Annotated in this window: 14 protein-coding genes and 1 pseudogene; 10 read left to right on the top strand and 5 right to left on the bottom strand. The window is 71.1% G+C overall.

Going from position 1 to position 15,729, the window contains the following annotated elements; all coding sequences use genetic code 11:
• Window positions 1-11: 11 nt before the first annotated feature.
• Together pyrF and purB are read right to left on the bottom strand one after the other, a co-directional pair.
• Window positions 12-839: an orotidine-5'-phosphate decarboxylase gene (gene pyrF / locus LRS14_RS11815; protein ID WP_257799652.1), complete on the bottom strand. Its 828-nt coding sequence runs from the start codon at window positions 837-839 to the stop codon at window positions 12-14.
• 49 nt (window positions 840-888) lie between these two features.
• On the bottom strand, window positions 889-2,232 hold the full coding sequence (purB, locus tag LRS14_RS11810; RefSeq protein ID WP_257800458.1) for an adenylosuccinate lyase: 1,344 nt from the start codon (window positions 2,230-2,232) through the stop codon (window positions 889-891).
• 128 nt (window positions 2,233-2,360) lie between these two features.
• Here purB and LRS14_RS11805 point away from each other — a divergent pair, with 128 nt between their 5' ends.
• Genes LRS14_RS11805 through LRS14_RS11795 form a run of 3 tightly spaced genes read left to right on the top strand, consistent with a single transcriptional unit; the run spans window position 2,361 to window position 6,053 of the window.
• Window positions 2,361-3,353, top strand: coding sequence for a BMP family protein (locus tag LRS14_RS11805; RefSeq protein ID WP_257799651.1), 993 nt, complete (start codon window positions 2,361-2,363; stop codon window positions 3,351-3,353).
• Window positions 3,350-4,960 (top strand): ABC transporter ATP-binding protein, encoded by a 1,611-nt coding sequence (locus LRS14_RS11800; RefSeq protein WP_257799650.1) that lies wholly within the window; start codon window positions 3,350-3,352, stop codon window positions 4,958-4,960. Before LRS14_RS11805 ends, LRS14_RS11800 begins: the two co-directional genes overlap by 4 nt.
• On the top strand, window positions 4,953-6,053 hold the full coding sequence (locus tag LRS14_RS11795; protein ID WP_257799649.1) for an ABC transporter permease: 1,101 nt from the start codon (window positions 4,953-4,955) through the stop codon (window positions 6,051-6,053). Before LRS14_RS11800 ends, LRS14_RS11795 begins: the two co-directional genes overlap by 8 nt.
• On the opposite strand, the gene LRS14_RS11790 is transcribed toward LRS14_RS11795, so the two are convergent.
• The 3 genes from LRS14_RS11790 to LRS14_RS11780 are packed head-to-tail and all read right to left on the bottom strand — an operon-like array spanning window position 6,043 to window position 8,920.
• Entirely contained in the window at window positions 6,043-6,798 is a 756-nt protein-coding gene (locus LRS14_RS11790) for an ABC transporter substrate-binding protein (RefSeq protein WP_257799648.1), read from the bottom strand. The genes LRS14_RS11795 and LRS14_RS11790 overlap by 11 nt on opposite strands.
• Before the next feature lie 12 nt (window positions 6,799-6,810).
• Window positions 6,811-8,082: a diguanylate cyclase domain-containing protein gene (locus LRS14_RS11785; RefSeq protein ID WP_083440515.1), complete on the bottom strand. Its 1,272-nt coding sequence runs from the start codon at window positions 8,080-8,082 to the stop codon at window positions 6,811-6,813.
• 40 nt (window positions 8,083-8,122) lie between these two features.
• Window positions 8,123-8,920: an ABC transporter substrate-binding protein gene (locus LRS14_RS11780; protein ID WP_257799647.1), complete on the bottom strand. Its 798-nt coding sequence runs from the start codon at window positions 8,918-8,920 to the stop codon at window positions 8,123-8,125.
• A gap of 113 nt (window positions 8,921-9,033) precedes the next feature.
• Between LRS14_RS11780 and LRS14_RS11775 the strand changes: the two genes are divergently transcribed.
• From LRS14_RS11775 to LRS14_RS11745, 7 genes and pseudogenes are all read left to right on the top strand, one after another.
• Entirely contained in the window at window positions 9,034-9,987 is a 954-nt protein-coding gene (locus tag LRS14_RS11775; RefSeq protein ID WP_257799646.1) for an ABC transporter permease, read from the top strand.
• A 78-nt stretch (window positions 9,988-10,065) separates the two neighbouring features.
• Window positions 10,066-11,328 carry a GTP cyclohydrolase II gene (locus LRS14_RS11770; protein ID WP_257799645.1) on the top strand — a complete coding sequence of 421 codons (1,263 nt, stop codon included), beginning with the start codon at window positions 10,066-10,068 and terminating at the stop codon, window positions 11,326-11,328.
• Entirely contained in the window at window positions 11,321-12,565 is a 1,245-nt protein-coding gene (locus LRS14_RS11765; RefSeq protein ID WP_257799644.1) for a URC4/urg3 family protein, read from the top strand. The genes LRS14_RS11770 and LRS14_RS11765 overlap by 8 nt, the downstream gene beginning before the upstream one ends.
• A gap of 271 nt (window positions 12,566-12,836) precedes the next feature.
• Window positions 12,837-13,580 carry an SDR family oxidoreductase gene (locus LRS14_RS11760; protein ID WP_046112858.1) on the top strand — a complete coding sequence of 248 codons (744 nt, stop codon included), beginning with the start codon at window positions 12,837-12,839 and terminating at the stop codon, window positions 13,578-13,580.
• Between the two features lie 57 nt (window positions 13,581-13,637).
• A pseudogene (locus tag LRS14_RS11755) lies at window positions 13,638-13,817 on the top strand (polysaccharide deacetylase); the annotation flags it as partial.
• Between the two features lie 38 nt (window positions 13,818-13,855).
• Window positions 13,856-15,049 carry a PAS domain-containing sensor histidine kinase gene (locus LRS14_RS11750; RefSeq protein WP_257799643.1) on the top strand — a complete coding sequence of 398 codons (1,194 nt, stop codon included), beginning with the start codon at window positions 13,856-13,858 and terminating at the stop codon, window positions 15,047-15,049.
• The gene (locus tag LRS14_RS11745) at window positions 15,046-15,690 is read left to right on the top strand and encodes a response regulator transcription factor (RefSeq protein WP_257799642.1); all 645 of its coding nucleotides are present in this window, start codon (window positions 15,046-15,048) and stop codon (window positions 15,688-15,690) included. The genes LRS14_RS11750 and LRS14_RS11745 overlap by 4 nt, the downstream gene beginning before the upstream one ends.
• Window positions 15,691-15,729: the final 39 nt, after the last annotated feature.

Below are 15,729 nucleotides of genomic sequence, written 5' to 3'. Positions count from 1 at the left end.
CGCCGCCCGCGTCAGGCCGGCGTGCCAGGCCGTGCCGCGTTCAAGGTGTCCCGCGTGGCCAGCGCCGCGGCGCGCGCGGCGGCCGCGAAGTCGTCGCCGCGGGAGGCATACAGCACGGCGCGGGAGGAGGACACGATGATCGGGCCCTCCGGCCGCCAGCCGGCGCGGACCGTGGCCTCGGCGTCGCCGCCCTGCGCCCCCACGCCGGGGATCAGCAGCGGCAGCGTGGGCGCCAGTTCGCGCACACGGGCCACCTCGGCGGGAAAGGTGGCGCCCACCACGAGGCCGATCTGGCCGTTGGCATTCCAGGGGCCGGCGGCCAGGCGGGCGATGTGCTCGAACAGTGGTTCGCCGCTGGCCAGGCGCTGGGCCTGCAGGTCGCTGCCGCCGGCATTCGAGGTGCGGCACAGCAGGATGGCGCCGCGGCCCTCATGGCGCAGGTAGGGCTCGATGGAATCGAAGCCCATGAACGGCGACAGCGTGACCGCATGCGCCTGGTAGCGCTCGAAGGCCTCGCGCGCGTACTGCTCGGCGGTGGCGCCGATGTCGCCGCGCTTGGCGTCGAGGATCACCGGCACCGCGGGTGCCACGCGGCGGATGTGGGCGATCAGCCGCTCCAGCTGGTCTTCCGCCCGGTGGGCATGGAAGTAGGCGATCTGCGGCTTGAAGGCGCACACGAGGTCGTGGGTGGCATCGACGATGGCGGCGCAGAAATCGAAGATGCGGCCGACGTCACCGGCCCATGCGCCCGGAAACCGCGCCGGATCGGGGTCCAGCCCCACGCAAAGCATCGAATCCTGGGTGCGGGCGGCCTGCCGGAGCGCTGAGACAAAGTTCATGCGGCGATTCTAGGCAGCGGGCGCTTGCCCACCCCCCGCGCGCCGTGGTTCAGATTCGCCGCGCCAGTTCGGCAGCCTTGCCGGTGTAGGCCCCCGGGGTCAGCGCCAGCAGCCGGGCCTTGTCAGCCTCGGGGATTTCCAGCGTGGCGACGAACTGCTGCATCGCCTCGCGGGTGATGCCCTTGCCGCGCGTCAGCTCCTTCAGGCGCTCGTACGGGTTGGGCAGCGCGTAGCGTCGCATCACGGTCTGGATGGGCTCGGCCAGCACTTCCCAGGCGGCGTCCAGGTCGTCGGCCAGGGCGGCTTCGTTCAGCTCCAGCTTGTCCAGGCCGCGCAGCAGGCTGTCGTAGCCCAGCAGCGCATAACCCAGCGCCACGCCCATGTTGCGCAGCACGGTGGAATCGGTGAGGTCGCGCTGCCAGCGGCTGATCGGCAGCTTCTGGCTCAGGTGGGTGAGCAGCGCGCTGGCCAGCCCAAAGTTGCCTTCCGCGTTCTCGAAGTCGATCGGGTTGACCTTGTGCGGCATCGTGGAGCTGCCGATCTCGCCCGCCTTGGTCTTCTGCTTGAAGTAGCCCAGCGAGATGTAGCCCCACACGTCGCGCGACCAGTCCACCAGGATGGTGTTGGCGCGGGTGACGGCATCGAACAGCTCGGCCATCCAGTCGTGCGGCTCGATCTGGATGGTGTACGCGTTGAAGGCCAGGCCGAGCTGCTGCTCCACCACCTGGCGGGCATGCGCTTCCCAGTCGTGCTCGGGCCAGGCCGACAGGTGCGCGTTGTAGTTGCCCACCGCGCCGTTCATCTTGGCCAGCGGATGCACCGCCGCGATGCGGGCGCGCGCGGTGCGCAGCCGCGCCACCACGTTGGCGATCTCCTTGCCCACCGTGGTGGGGCTGGCCGTCTGGCCATGGGTGCGGCTGAGCATCGGCACCTCGGCGAACTGGCGGGCCATGTCGGCCAGCTTGTCGACGATGCGGTCCAGCGCGGGCAGCATCACCTCGTCGCGCGCGGCCTTGAGCATCAGCGCATGGCTGGTGTTGTTGATGTCCTCGCTGGTGCAGGCGAAGTGGATGAACTCGCCCGCCGCCTCCAGCTCGGCCTGGCCCGCGATGCGCGACTTCAGCCAGTACTCCACCGCCTTCACGTCGTGGTTGGTGGTCTTCTCGATGTCCTTGATGGCCTGCGCGTCTTCTTCCGAGAAGCGCACCACCAGCCCGCGCAGCAGCCCACGCGAGGCTTCGGTCAGCGGCTTGAACTCCGCGAAGCCGGCGTCCGACAGCGCGATGAACCACTCCACCTCCACCTGCACGCGGCGGTGCATCAGCCCGAACTCGGACAGCAGCGGGCGCAGCGCGGACACCTTGGCGGCATATCGGCCATCGAGCGGGGACAGGGCGGTGAGGGGGAGGGCGTCATGGTCAACAGCGGGCGTAGGTGAGCCGAAATTGTAGGAGGCGCAAGGAATGGGACTTGCATCCGCCTTCGGACCATACTTGTTCGTTCAATCCCGGAGTCGTGCCCATGCCGTCGAACCGCCGCCATGTCCTTGCTGCCGCCGCAGCCGCCGCCAGCATGCTGCTGGCCACCCCCGCCGCCTTCGCCCAGTCGAAGATGAAGGTCGCCGCCATCTACACCGTGCCGGTGGAGCAGCAGTGGGTCAGCCGCATCGACAAGGCGTTGAAGGCCGCCGCCGGCCGCGGCGAGGTGGAGTACGTGTTCAGCGAGAACGTGGCCAATGCCGACTACGAGCGCGTGATGCGCCAGTACGCCGAGCAGGGCAACGTGCTCATCGTCGGTGAATCCTTCGCGGTGGAGGCCGCGGCCCGCAAGGTGGCCAAGGACTACCCCAAGGTCGCCTTCCTGATGGGCAGCAGCGGCAAGCCGCAGGCGCCGAACTTCTCGGTGTTCGACAACTACATCCAGGAGCCCGCCTACCTCACCGGCATGATCGCCGGCGGCATGAGCAAGAGCGGCAAGATCGGCCTGGTGGGCGGCTACCCCATCCCCGAGGTCAACCGCCTCATGAACGCCTTCATCGAAGGCGCCAAGGAGGTGAACCCCAAGGCCACCTTCACCGTGAGCTTCATCAATAGCTGGTTCGATCCGCCCAAGGCCAAGGAAGCCGCCTTCGCGATGGTGGACAAGGGCGTCGACGTGCTCTATGCCGAGCGCTTCGGCGTGAGCGACGCGGCCAAGGAGCGCAAGGTGCTGGCCATCGGCAACGTGATCAACACGCAGGACAAGTACCCCGAGACGGTGGTGGCCTCGGCCCTGTGGCACATGGAGCCGACGATCGACGCCGCGCTGGCCGCGGTGAAGGCCGGGCAGTTCAAGGCCGAGGACTACGGCCGGTACTCGCTGATGAAGGCCAAGGGCAGCGAGCTGGCGCCGCTGGGCAGCTTCGACGCCAAGCTGCCGGCCGAGTTGAAGAGCAAGGTGATGGCCAAGCAGCAGGCCATCCTCGACGGCAAGTTCAGCGTCAAGGTGAACGACGCGGCGCCCAAGACCAAGTGACGGCGGCGGCAGTACCGGCCGCACCGGCCGCGGCGCCGGTGCTGCAGCTCAGGGGCATTGGCAAGCGCTTCGGCGCGCTGGTGGCCAACGAGGACATCTCGCTCACGCTGCAGCGTGGCGAGGTGCTAGCGCTGCTGGGCGAGAACGGCGCCGGCAAGAGCACGCTGGTGTCCATCCTGTTCGGCCACTACACCGCCGACACCGGCACGGTGGAGGCCTTCGGCCGGCCGCTGCCGCCGGGCGACACCCGCGCCGCGCTGGCCGCCGGCATCGGCATGGTGCACCAGCACTTCACGCTGGCCGACAACCTGAGCGTGCTGGACAACGTGATGCTGGGCACCGAGCCGCTGTGGTGGCCCTTTTCGCGCCGCGCCGCCGCGCGGAAGGCGCTGGTGGATACCGCGCGGCGCTTCGGCCTGGGCGTGGACCCCGAGGCCCGCGTCGGCCAGCTCTCGGTGGGCGAACGCCAGCGGGTGGAGATCCTGAAGGCCCTGGTGCCCTTTGGCCGCCGACGCGGCGCACGGGTGCTGATCCTGGACGAGCCCACCGCGGTGCTCACGCCGCAGGAAAGCGAATCCCTCTTCGCCACGCTGCAGCAGCTGGTGGCCGAGGGCCTCTCGGTGATCTTCATCAGCCACAAGCTGGACGAGGTGCTGCGGGTGTCCGACCGCGTGGCGGTGCTGCGCGCCGGCCGCCTGGTGGCCATGCTGCCCACCCGGCCGGTGGCCGGCAGCGGCGAGCCGCCGCTGACCAAGGCGGCCCTGGCCGAGCTGATGGTGGGCCGCCGCGTCGCACCGGCCACGCGCCAGCCGCGGCAGCGCGGTGCGCCGGTGTGCGTGCTGCAGGGTGCCTGCGTGGAAGGCCCGCATGGCCGCCGGCTGCTGGACGGCATCGACCTCACGGTGCATGCCGGCGAGCTGGTGGCCATCGCCGGCGTGTCCGGCAACGGCCAGCAGGCGCTGGCCGACCTGCTGTGCGGGCTGCACAGGCTCTCGGCCGGCATGCTGGCCATCGGCGGCCACGCGCTGCCGGCCCGGCCGCGGGCCTATGTGGATGCCGGCATCGCCCGCGTGCCGGAGGACCGCCATGCGGCCGGCGTGGTGGGCGACCTGCCGCTGTGGGAGAACGCGGTGCTCGACCGGTATGCGCAGCCGGCCTTCTCGCGCGCCGGCTGGCTGCGGCGCGGCCGCATGCGGGCCCATGCGCAGGCGCTGGTGCAGCGCTTCGACGTGCGCGGCACCGAAGGTGGCGGGCTGGACACCGTCACCCGCCGGCTGTCGGGCGGCAACATGCAGAAGCTCATCCTCGGCCGCGCGCTGGCCGCCAACGGCGATGCGGTGCCGCCCTTCATCATCGTCAACCAGCCCACCTGGGGCCTGGACGTGGGCGCGGTGGCCTACGTGCACCAGCAGCTGCTCGATGCCTGCGCCCGCGGCGCCGCGGTGCTGGTGATCACCGAGGACCTGGACGAGGTCTTCGCGCTGGCCGACCGCATCGCGGTGATGCACCACGGCCGCCTGACCAGTGCGCAGCCCGTGGCCGACTGGAGCCTGCAGCGCATCGGCCTGGCGATGGCCGGCCAGCAGCTGGAGGCAGCGCATGTCTAGACAGGTGCTGCCCTTCCGCTTCGAGCGCCGGGCCGACGTGTCCCGCGGCTGGCAGCTGGCCGCGCCCTTCCTGGCGGTGGCCTTCACGCTGGCGGTGGCCTCGCTGCTGGTGGCGTGGGCCGGCGCGCCGGTGGGCCGCGCCTATGCGCTGCTGATCGAAGGCGCCTTCGGCTCCCGCTTCGCGATCACCGAGACGCTGACCCGCGCCACCCCGCTCGTCTTCACCGGCCTGGCGGCGGCGGTGGCCTTCCGGGCGCGGCTGTTCAACATCGGCGCCGAAGGTCAGCTGTATGCCGGCGCGCTGGCCGCGGTGGCGGTGGGCGGCCTGCACGACGGCACCGGCTTCGAGGCCGCCACCTGGCTGCTGTTCCCGGCCATGATCGCCGCGGCCATGCTGGCCGGTGCGCTGCTGCTGCTGGGCCCGGCGCTGATGAAGGCGCGGCTGGGCGTGGATGAGGTGGTGACCACGCTGCTGCTCAACTTCATCGTGCTGCTGTTCGTCTCCCTGATGCTGGACGGGCCCATGAAGGACCCCACCGCGATGGGCTGGCCGCAGAGCGTGGCCCTGCAGGACAGCCTGCAGCTCGGCAAGCTGATCGAACGCAGCCGCGTGCACACCGGGCTGCTGGCGGCGCTGGGCCTGGCGGCGGCGCTGGCCGTGCTGCTGCGCAGCACCACCACCGGCTTGGAGATCCGCGCCGTGGGCGCCAACCCGCGCGCCGCCGCCTTTGCCGGCATGCCGGTGGGCTGGGTGACGGTGAAGGTGGCGCTGCTGTCGGGCGCGCTGGCCGGCCTGGCCGGCGCAGTGGAGGTGGCCGGCCGCAGCAGCTACGTCACGCTGGACATGTCGCCCGGCTATGGCTACAGCGGCATCGTCATCGCGATGCTGGCCGGCCTGAATCCGCTGGGCGTGGTGGTGGCGGCGGTGTTCGTGGCCGGCATGCTGGTGGGCGCCGACAGCATGAGCCGCAGCGTGGGCGTGCCCACCTACATCGCCGACGTGATCGTGGCGGTGAGCCTGATCGCCATCCTGGTGGCCGGCCTGCTGGCGCAGTACCGGCTGCGCCGCGTGCCGCGGGTGCTCAGCGCCTGAGCGTCATCAGCCGGCGCACGGTGCCGTCGGCGCGCAGCTTGTCGAATGCCTGGCGGGTGCGGTCCACCACCGCGTCGGGCGTGGCCAGGCTGTAGGCGGCATGGATGCCGGTGCTCATGTCGGCCAGCGTGTGCACCTTCTCCAGGCCGGCGCAATCGAAGCGGGCCTCGCGGCACAAGGCCAGGGCATCGTCCTCGGGCATCGGCATCAGCTGCACCTGCCCCGCGATCAGCTTGCGGAAGTTGTCCATGTTGTGCGCCGAGACCACCAGCTTGGTGAAGCCGCGCTGCTGCAGGTACTGGTGGCGCAGGTCGTCGCGCGTCACGCCCACGGTGTAGCGGCGCGCATCGTCCAGCCGGCCCACCACCACGTCGGCCTGCGTCTTCAGGCGGTAGAAGTGGTAGTCGATCTTCATGAACTCGCCCACCCACTTGAACTGCGCCTCGCGCGCGGGCGTGCGGGCGATCAGGAAGATCAGCGTGTGCGGTTCCTTCAGCGCCAGGTCGTAGGCCCGCGCCCACGGGTAGAGGTTGATGCTGGTGTCCGTCAGCCCGGCACGCTGCAGCGCCGTGGTCACGATCTCGGTGGCCGGGCCGGCCACGCGGCCGCCTTCCAGGTAGGTCCAGGGCGTGGCCTCGGTCACCACCTGGATGGTCTGCGCGGCGGCGACGGCCGGGGCGGCCAGCAGCGCGCAGGCGGCCGTGCCGGCGGCCAGCAGCCGCCTCAGGCGTGGGATGAAGCACATGGCAAGGCTCCTTCAGGCGGGACAGGCCACGCGGTCGCGGCCCTGCCGCTTGGCCCCGTACAGGGCCTGGTCGGCATGGTGGAACAGGATGTCGAAGCGGTCCATCGACTCGGCGCGGTAGGCCGCCACGCCGATGCTCAGGGTGACGTGCGGCGCTACCTCCGAGCCGCTGTGGTCGATGGCCAGCGCGGCCACGGCCTGGCGCAGGCGCTCGGCCGCTTCGCGGGCGGCCTCGGCGTCCATGCCGGGCAGCAGCACGGCGAATTCCTCGCCGCCGATGCGCGCAGCCAGTTCGCCGGCGCGGCCGAAGCAGGCCTGCAGCGCCTGCGCCACGCGGCCCAGGCATGCGTCGCCGCCGGCGTGGCCGTAGGTGTCGTTGTAGCGCTTGAAGAAGTCGATGTCGCACAGCAGCAGCGACAGCGGCTGGCCGGTGCGCTGGGCACGGCGGAATTCGGCTTCCTTGGCTTCGTCGAAGTGGCGCCGGTTGGGCAGGCCGGTCAGCGGGTCGCAGCGCGACAGCGCCTCCAGCTTGGCATTGGCAGCCTGCAACGCCTCGGTGCGCTGCTGCACCAGTTCGGCCAGCCGGTCGCGGTGCGCGGCCAGCTCGCGCTCGTCCTCGCGCTGGCGCGCCAGGTACTCCGACAGGCTGCCCTGCAGCTGGTTGACGCCGGCGGCCAGCAGCGTGAGTTCGTCGTGCCGCCGGCTCTTGCGCAGCAGCTCCAGCCGGCGCGCCAGGTTCTCGGGCGACAACTGCGCCAGGTGGCGTGCGATGTGCTGCACATGCACGGTGACCGAGCGGTTGAACAGCCACATCACCAGCGTGACCAGCAGCAGGGTCTGGATCACCTGGGTGAGCACGATCCCGCCCACCTCGTCGCCCAGCCGGCTCCACAGCACGCGCTCGTCGCCGTCCAGGCGGATGCGGCCGACCGTTTCGCGGGCACCGGCGTAGGGCTCGTAGGCCAGGTCCTGCTCCAGCGAGGGCACCAGGCGGGACGGTGCCCAGCCGTCGCGCTGGCGCTCCAGCCGGTCGCCCGCGCGCTGTGCCTGGCCGATCTGCAGCGACACCCGGCCCACCGAACCCACCTTGGCCGCGCTGGACAGGTGCGCCTCCAGCGCGTCGCGGTCCATCTCCCAGATGGCCTTGGACAGCGTGTTCTGGAACACCTGCTCCAGCTGCTGCAGCTCGGCCGTCATCGCCTGCCGCTGGTCGCGCCAGGCGGAGCCGGTGCGCACCATCACCGTCAGCAGCGTGAACACGATGCTGAAGCCCAGCGTGGCCATCACCAGCCGGGTGGCCAGGGGGAGTAGCGGGCGGCGCCGCTCACAGCCACTTCTTCTTCAGCGCTTCGTAGCGCCCGTTCTTGCGCACTGCCGCCAGGCCCTTGCGGAAGCGTTCCACCATGGCGTCGGAGGTCTTGCTGCCGAAGGCCATGTACAGGCCGTCGGTGCCGCCCAGGTCGGGCAGCGCCAGCACGCGCACCAGCACCCGCGCAGGGTCGTCGCCGGCCTGGCGTGACAGGTGGTGGGCCACCAGGTCGTTGGCGATCCACAGGTCCACGCGGCCGCGGCGCAGCTTCTCGTAGTTGAACTCGTACTTGTTGCTGGACTGCAGGTTGCGCCCCAGCGCAAAGCCCTTGGCGGCCAGGTACTGCTCGCCGGCGTCCTCGTTGACCGTGGCCACCTGGTACCTGCGGGCGTCGTCCAGGCTCTGAACGCCGGCAGCCTGTGGCGTGCCCTGCAGCGCGAACAGGTACCAGTCCGAAGGCGCCACCACGCCCACCCACTTGAACAGCGCCTCGCGCTGCGCGGTGCGGGTGATCGAGTAGATCAGCACGTTCTCTTCGTTGCGGGCGGTGTCGTAGGCCCGGGCCCAGGGCATCGACTGGATGGGCGCCTGCAGTCCGATCTCCTGCAGCACGGCTTCCACCACCTCGGTGCTGAAGCCGGTGACGCGGCCGTTCTCCGTCAGGTTGTAGGGCGGGAATTCCTCGGTGACGATGCGCAGCGGCGGCGGCGTGGGCGGTGCCGCCTGGGCCGAAGCCTGCCCCATGCAGGCGGCCGCCGCGGCCCACCAGGCCAGGCACCACCTTCTCGACAACCACCCGACCGTACTGCTCATCGGCTGGCTTTCGGCGCCCTTGGCCCGGAACTTGAATCGGGCTTCGTTATGCTCGAACGCGACCTGACGGCCTTCACGGCCGCCGCAGTGCCACCCTGCCGTACCTTCCGCTGATGTCGACCCTGCCGGGCCAGATCGCCGACCTGCTTGCTTCCGCACCCTTCTGGGTGGCCGTGCTGCGCATCGCCACGCCGCTGGTGCTGGGCACGCTGGGCGTGCTGCTGTGCGAGCGCGCGGGCGTGCTGAACCTGGGCATCGAAGGCATCATGGTGGCGGGTGCCTTCGGCGGCTGGCTGGCCGTGTACCAGGGTGCGCCGCTGTGGGGCGGCGTGCTGGCGGCGGCGGTGGTGGGCATGGCCTTCGGCCTGCTGCACGGCTGGCTGACGGTGAAGCTGGCGCTGTCGCAGCATGTGTCCGGCCTGGGCATCACGCTGCTGGCCACCAGCCTGGCCAGCTATGCCTACCGCGTGAGCTTCCCGAAGGTGGAGAGCCCGCCCACCATCACGCCCTTCCAGCCGATGAGCTGGCTGCCGGTGCCGGTGCTGTCCGAGCAGACGCCGCTCACGCTGCTGGCGCTGCTGCTGGTGCCGGCGGTGGGCTGGTTGCTGCTGCGCACGCCGCTGGGCCTTGCGCTGCGCATGGTGGGCGAGAACCCGTCCGCGGCCGAAGGCCAGGGCCTGTCGGTGGCGCGGTTGCGCATCGGCGCAGTGGTGGCGGGCTCGGCGCTGATGGGCGTGGCCGGCGCCTTCCTCACGCTGGCGGCGTTCGACGCCTTCTACTTCAACATGGTCAACGGCCGCGGCTGGGTATGCGTCGCACTGGTGGTGTTTGCCTCCTGGCGGCCGGGCAAGGCACTGCTGGGTGCGCTGTTGTTCGCCTTCTTCGATGCCCTGCAGCTGCGCCTGCAGCAGGCCGACGGCAGCGGTGGGGAGGCCGCTTTCCATCTGCCCTACCAGCTGTACCTGATGCTGCCCTATGCGATGGCCATCGTCGCGCTGGTGGTGGTGGCCCGGCGCGCCGCCTATCCGCAGGCGCTGATGAAGCCCCATCGCAAGGGCGAACGGTGATGCGTCGCCGGCGTTGGCTGCCAGGGCGCGTACGATGTTTTCGAGCTTCCAAGTTCCAGTGTCCCCGGAGACCTTGAGATGACCACCTCGTCCGCCGAGCCCGCACGGCACATCCGACTGACCTCGCATCCGGGCCAGCAAGGCCCGGGCGGCGCGCCCATCATCCAGTGGGGCGCGGCCGATCCGGTGCTGCGTGGGCCCGTCGTCGGCAGCACCACCAGCCGGGCGCAGCGCAACGTCATCGGCACCCACAGCGGCAGCTATGGCGTGTACCGCGCGCTGGCGGTGGCGGCCGGCAACCTCACCCGTGGCCACCGAGCCGACCTCACCAACACCGCGCCCACCGATGCCATCGGCCCCTATCCCCAGTGGGCCGACGCAGAGAAGATGGTGTCCATCGATCCCTGGGGCGCCTCGGTGCAGTCGGTGTATGCCGACTTCCTGGCGCAGGGCTACGACATCCGCCCGACCATCGCCGTCACCAAGGCCCATGTGCACCTGCCCGAGGTGAAGCAGGCCATCGCCTTCCAGCGGCTGCAGCCCGATGGCAAGTTCCTGCTGGAAGACGGCTCCGCCGTGGTCACCAAGGTGGCGGTGGAGCCGGTGTGGTGGCTGCCCGGCGTGGCGCGCCGCTTCGGGGTGAAGGAGTCCGACCTGCGGCGCGCGCTGTTCGAGGAAACCGGCGGCATGTATCCCGAGCTGGTCACGCGCAGCGACCTGGAGGTGTTCCTGCCGCCCATCGGCGGGCAGACGCTCTACGTGTTCGGCGACATCCGCGATTTGGCCGACCCGATGGTCACGCTCACCGCCCGGGTGCATGACGAATGCAATGGCTCCGACGTGTTCGGCTCCGACATCTGCACCTGCCGGCCCTACCTCACGCACGCGATCGAGGAGTGCATCCAGGGCGCGCAGAAGGGCGGCGTGGGCCTGATCGCCTACAGCCGCAAGGAGGGCCGCGCGCTGGGCGAGGTGACCAAGTTCCTCGTCTACAACGCGCGCAAGCGGCAGGAGGGCGGAGACCGCGCCGACAAGTACTTCCTGCGCACCGAATGCGTGGCCGGCGTGCAGGACATGCGCTTCCAGGAGCTGATGCCCGACGTGCTGCACTGGCTGGGCATCCGCAAGATCCACCGGCTGGTGAGCATGAGCAACGACAAGTACGACGCCATCACCGGCAGCGGCATCGAGGTGGGCGAGCGCATCAAGATCCCGGATGCGCTGGTGCCGGCCGATGCCAAGGTGGAGATCGAGGCCAAGATCGCCGCCGGCTACTTCACCGATGGCGGCGTGATGACCGAAGCCGACCTGGCGCAGGTGAAGGGGCGCGGCCTTGTCTGAGCTGCAGGACGCCGCCGCGGTGCAGCTGCTGCGCCAGGCCGCCACCATCCGCGAGCGCTGCCGCAACATCACCCATGCGGTGCAGGCCGAGCGGTCGCCGCATTTCCGCCTGGACCTGGGCCGGCTGGATGCGGTGGCCGACCGCGTGGCCGCGCTCACCCGCAGCCGCTTCCCCCGGGGCGGCATTCCGTACCACAGCCGCTGGCGCCACTTCGAGGCCGGCGGCGTGGACCGCAAGGCCGAGATGGATGCGCTGCTGGCCGGCCGCAGCCCGGCCGAGGTCGCGCGTGCCCGCATCGACCTGGCGCTGGTAAGCGTGCTGCTGGATGCCGGCGCTGGCCCGCAGTGGTCGTATGCCGAGGTGCTGGCCGACGGCACGCCCGGCCAGGTCTACAGCCGCTCCGAAGGCCTGGGCGTGGCAAGCTTCCGCGCCTTCGTGGCCGGCCGGTTCTCGTCCGACCCGGCCGAGCCGCTGCGGGTGGATGCGCAGGCGCTGCGGCAGCTGGATGCCGCGTTGCTGGCCGAGGTGTTCCGCGCCGACGACACCCATCCGCTGGTGGGGCTGGAAGGCCGTGCCGCCCTGCTGCGCCGGCTGGGCGAGGCCCTTGCCGCGCAGCCGGAGGCCTTTGGCGCCGAAGGCCGGCCGGGCCGCCTGTTCGACCTGCTGGCACCGGCCGGCACGGTGCAGGCCGCCGACATCCTGAAGGCGCTGCTGGACGCCTTCAGCGGCATCTGGCCCAGTGGCCAGCGCTTTGGCGCCGCCGGGCTGCCGGTGGGCGATGCCTGGGCGCATCCGCTGGCCGGCGGCAGCGGGCCCAGTGCCGGCTGGGTGCCGTTCCACAAGCTCAGCCAGTGGCTCAGCTACTCGCTGCTGGAGCCCTTCGAATGGGCGGGCGTGCCGGTGGCCGGGCTGGACGCGCTCACCGGCCTGCCCGAGTACCGCAACGGCGGCCTGCTGCTGGACGCCGGTGTCATCGTGCCGCGCGATCCCGGCTTTGCCGACCGGCCGCGCACGCCCGGCGAGCCCTGGACCATCGAATGGCGTGCCCTCACCGTGGTGCTGCTGGACGAGCTGGCGCCACGCGTGCGGGCCCGGCTGGGCGCCAGCGCGCAGCAGATGCCGCTGGCCCGCGTGCTGGAAGGCGGCACCTGGCAGGCAGGCCGGCAGATCGCGGCGGAACTGCGTCCCGGCGGCGGCCCGCCGGTGCAGATCGACAGCGACGGCACGGTGTTCTGAGGCTGCGCACCGGCTGCCGCGGCCCGGGCCTGGCGTCAACACGCAGCCGCGGGGCCAGGGTGGCTTGAGGCCCTGGCCTGGAACGGTCGCCCGCCAGGCCTCACAATTGCTGCACTGCAGCGAAAGTGCCCGAAGGGACGCCGAGCGTGCAAACCTGCACCGTCCCGGCGTGCACGGCGGTTGCCGTGTTTCAGCCGGCGGTCAGGCGTCCGATGCAGCCATCAGGCGGCGCGCCAGCCGCCTTGTCCAGCCACCAGAGAGGATCGTTTCCATGAGTTCGCGCATCGCCTACGTCACCAGCGGGATGGGTGGCGTCGGCACTGCCATCTGCCAGGCCTTGGCGCGCAGCGGCCACACCGTGGTGGCCGGTTGCGCGCCCGATTCGCCGCGCCGCGCGGCCTGGCTGGCGGCGCAGAAGGCGCTGGGCTTCCATTTCATTGCCTCCGAGGGCGACGTGACCGACTGGGCCAGCACCACGCGCGCCTTCGGCGCGGTGCAGCGGGAGCTGGGCCCCATCGACGTGCTGGTCCACAACGCCGGCCGCTCCTGCGAGCGCCATTTCCGCGACATGGACACCCGCGACTGGCAGGCGGTGATCCGCGGCAACATCGACTCGCTGTTCAACGTCACCAAGCAGGTGGTGGACGGCATGATGGAACGGCGCTTCGGCCGCATCGTGCTGATGGCATCGCTGACCGGCGGCCAGGGCCGCGTGCGGGAAGTCAACTACGCCACCGCCAAGGCCGCGGCGCAGGGCTTCACCCGTTCGCTGGCGCAGGAGCTGGCGCCGCACGGCATCACCGTCAACACCGTGTCGCCCGGCCACATCGCCGGCGCCGGTGCCCGCACGCCACCGCCCGACGTGCTGCAGCAGCTGGCCGCCGCCACGCCGGTGCGCCGCCTGGGCCGCCCGCAGGAAGTGGCCAGCCTGTGCAACTGGCTGGCGTCGGACGATGCGGCGTTCATGACGGGCGTCGATTTCCCAGTGAACGGCGGCGCCCTGACGGGCCGATGACCGGGGGGCGCGCCCCACGACCGTTTCGACGACCTGTTGATCACCCGGTGCAGCCAGCCGCTGTGGTCGGTGCCGTACCCGCAGGAGCTGAACGACATCCCGGCCATCGTGGTGGGCCGGCCTGACCGGCTGCGCCGGCTGCGGCGGGCGCTGCAGCACATCGCCGCGCACCGGGCCGACCTGTGGATCACCACGCCCGGCGCGATCGCCGCGGCAGCGGCGCAGGCAGCGCCTTAGAGCCGCCCGGCACGTGGCTTGCGTGCAGGCGCGGCACGATGTCGTGGTCTGCCGTTCTCCCCGCAGCCGGCGCCGGCCGGGTGGCCGACGTCTGGCGTGATCGCCTGAGCCTGCTGCTGGAATCCACCGGCGAGGGCATCTTCGGCATCGACCTGGCCGGCTGCTGCGTGTTCGTCAACCGCAGCGCGGCCCAGCAGCTGGGCTGGCCGCCCGAGCAGGTGCTGGGCCGCAACATGCATGCGCTGATCCACCACACGCACCCAGGCGGCGCGCATTACCCGGAAGAACAGTGCCCCATCTTCAACGCCTTCCGCCAGGGCCTGCCCTGCCGGGTCGATGGCGAGGTGCTGTGGCGGGCCGACGGCAGCGCCTTTCCGGCCGAATACAGCAGCTACCCGATTTTGGAGAACGGCGAGGTCTGCGGCGCGGTGGTCACCTTCGTCGACATCAGCGAGCGCAAGCAGGCCGAGGAGCTGCTGCGCCGCACGAACGATGCGCTGGAAACCCGCGTGGCCGAGCGCACCGCCGAGCTCAGCACTGCATTGGCGCAGCTGCGCGAGCTGGCCAACCACCTGGAGACGGTGCGCGAGACCGAGCGCAAGCGCATCGCCCGCGAGGTGCACGACGAGCTCGGCTCGCTGCTGGTGGCGCTGAAGATGGATGTCGACTGGCTGGGCAAGCGCCTGGCGCCGATGGCCGCGCGGCCCGAGCTGCTGTGCAAGTGCCACGGCATGGGCCGGCTGATCGACACCGCGGTGGACAACGTCGGCCGCATCATCACCGACCTGCGGCCCAGCATCCTCGACCACCAGGGCCTGTGGGCCGCGCTGGAATGGCAGGCGCAGGAATTCATCGAGGCGGCCGAGCTGCCCAGCGACCTGCAGCTGCACGTGGCCGGCGGCGTGGCGCCGCCGGAAGGGGGCGTGGCCATCGCGGTGTTCCGCATCTTCCAGGAGATCCTGAGCAACATCGCCCGGCATGCGCAGGCCACGCGGGTGCAGATCCGCATCACGGTGGACGACCCGCCCGAGCCGGTGCTGTACCTGGACGTGCGCGACGACGGCATCGGCGCGCCGCCCGAGGCGCTGGCCGATGCACGCAGCTACGGCGTGCTGGGCATGCGCGAGCGTGCGGCGCACTTCGGCGGCCGGCTGGTGATCGACAGCGCGCCGGGCCTGGGCACCCGCGTGCGGCTGGTGATGCCGCTGAGCGTGCAGGAGGCCGCGCCATGATCCACGTGCTGGTCTGCGATGACCACCAGATCGTGCGCCAGGGCATCAAGCAGATCCTGGCCGACGCCGACGACATCGGCTGGGCCGGCGAGGCTGCCAACGGCCCCGACACCATCGCCGCGGTGCGCCGCGGCGGCATCGACGTGCTGCTGCTGGACATCGCGATGCCGCAGCGCGACGGGCTGGACGTGCTCAAGCAGCTCAAGGCCGAATTCCCCAAGCTGCCGGTGCTGATGCTCAGCACCTACCCCGACCGGCAGTACGCGGTGCGCAGCCTGAAGCTGGGCGCCTCCGGCTACCTGAACAAGAGCGCCGATTCCGAGCAGATGATCGACGCCATCCGCACCGTGGCGCGCGGCCGCCTGTTCATCACGCCCAGCGTGGCCGAGCACCTGGCCGGCGCGGTAGGCGCGGGCCGCGGCGCCGATGAGGAGCAGCCGCTGCACGAGCGGCTGTCGCACCGCGAGCACCAGGTGTTCCGCCTGCTGGCCACCGGCCACAGCGTGGGCGAGATCGCCGAGCAGCTGGTGCTGGCCCCCAACACCGTGAGCACCTACCGCGCCCGCATCCTCGAGAAGACCGGCGTGCGCAACGACGTGGAGCTGGCGTTGTATGCGGTGAGGCATCAGTTGCTGGCGTAGTGCCAGCCCTACACCAACAACCCGCGCTGATCGATGGTG

This window comes from Aquincola sp. J276 (assembly GCF_024700035.1).
GTDB classification, from domain to species: Bacteria; Pseudomonadota; Gammaproteobacteria; order Burkholderiales; family Burkholderiaceae_C; genus Aquincola; species Aquincola tertiaricarbonis.
This window is presented reverse-complemented; position numbering and strand designations above follow the sequence as displayed.

What these genes read in the sequence shown, in the direction of transcription:
- pyrF (WP_257799652.1), bottom strand. Translation starts at nt 839, where the DNA reads ATGAACTTTGTCTCAGCGCTCCGGCAGGCCGCCCGCACCCAGGATTCG.
- LRS14_RS11805 (WP_257799651.1), top strand. Translation starts at nt 2,361, where the DNA reads ATGCCGTCGAACCGCCGCCATGTCCTTGCTGCCGCCGCAGCCGCCGCC.
- LRS14_RS11795 (WP_257799649.1), top strand. Translation starts at nt 4,953, where the DNA reads ATGTCTAGACAGGTGCTGCCCTTCCGCTTCGAGCGCCGGGCCGACGTG.
- LRS14_RS11790 (WP_257799648.1), bottom strand. Translation starts at nt 6,798, where the DNA reads ATGTGCTTCATCCCACGCCTGAGGCGGCTGCTGGCCGCCGGCACGGCC.
- LRS14_RS11785 (WP_083440515.1), bottom strand. Translation starts at nt 8,082, where the DNA reads ATGGCCACGCTGGGCTTCAGCATCGTGTTCACGCTGCTGACGGTGATG.
- LRS14_RS11780 (WP_257799647.1), bottom strand. Translation starts at nt 8,920, where the DNA reads ATGAGCAGTACGGTCGGGTGGTTGTCGAGAAGGTGGTGCCTGGCCTGG.
- LRS14_RS11775 (WP_257799646.1), top strand. Translation starts at nt 9,034, where the DNA reads ATGTCGACCCTGCCGGGCCAGATCGCCGACCTGCTTGCTTCCGCACCC.
- LRS14_RS11770 (WP_257799645.1), top strand. Translation starts at nt 10,066, where the DNA reads ATGACCACCTCGTCCGCCGAGCCCGCACGGCACATCCGACTGACCTCG.
- LRS14_RS11760 (WP_046112858.1), top strand. Translation starts at nt 12,837, where the DNA reads ATGAGTTCGCGCATCGCCTACGTCACCAGCGGGATGGGTGGCGTCGGC.
- LRS14_RS11750 (WP_257799643.1), top strand. Translation starts at nt 13,856, where the DNA reads ATGTCGTGGTCTGCCGTTCTCCCCGCAGCCGGCGCCGGCCGGGTGGCC.
- LRS14_RS11745 (WP_257799642.1), top strand. Translation starts at nt 15,046, where the DNA reads ATGATCCACGTGCTGGTCTGCGATGACCACCAGATCGTGCGCCAGGGC.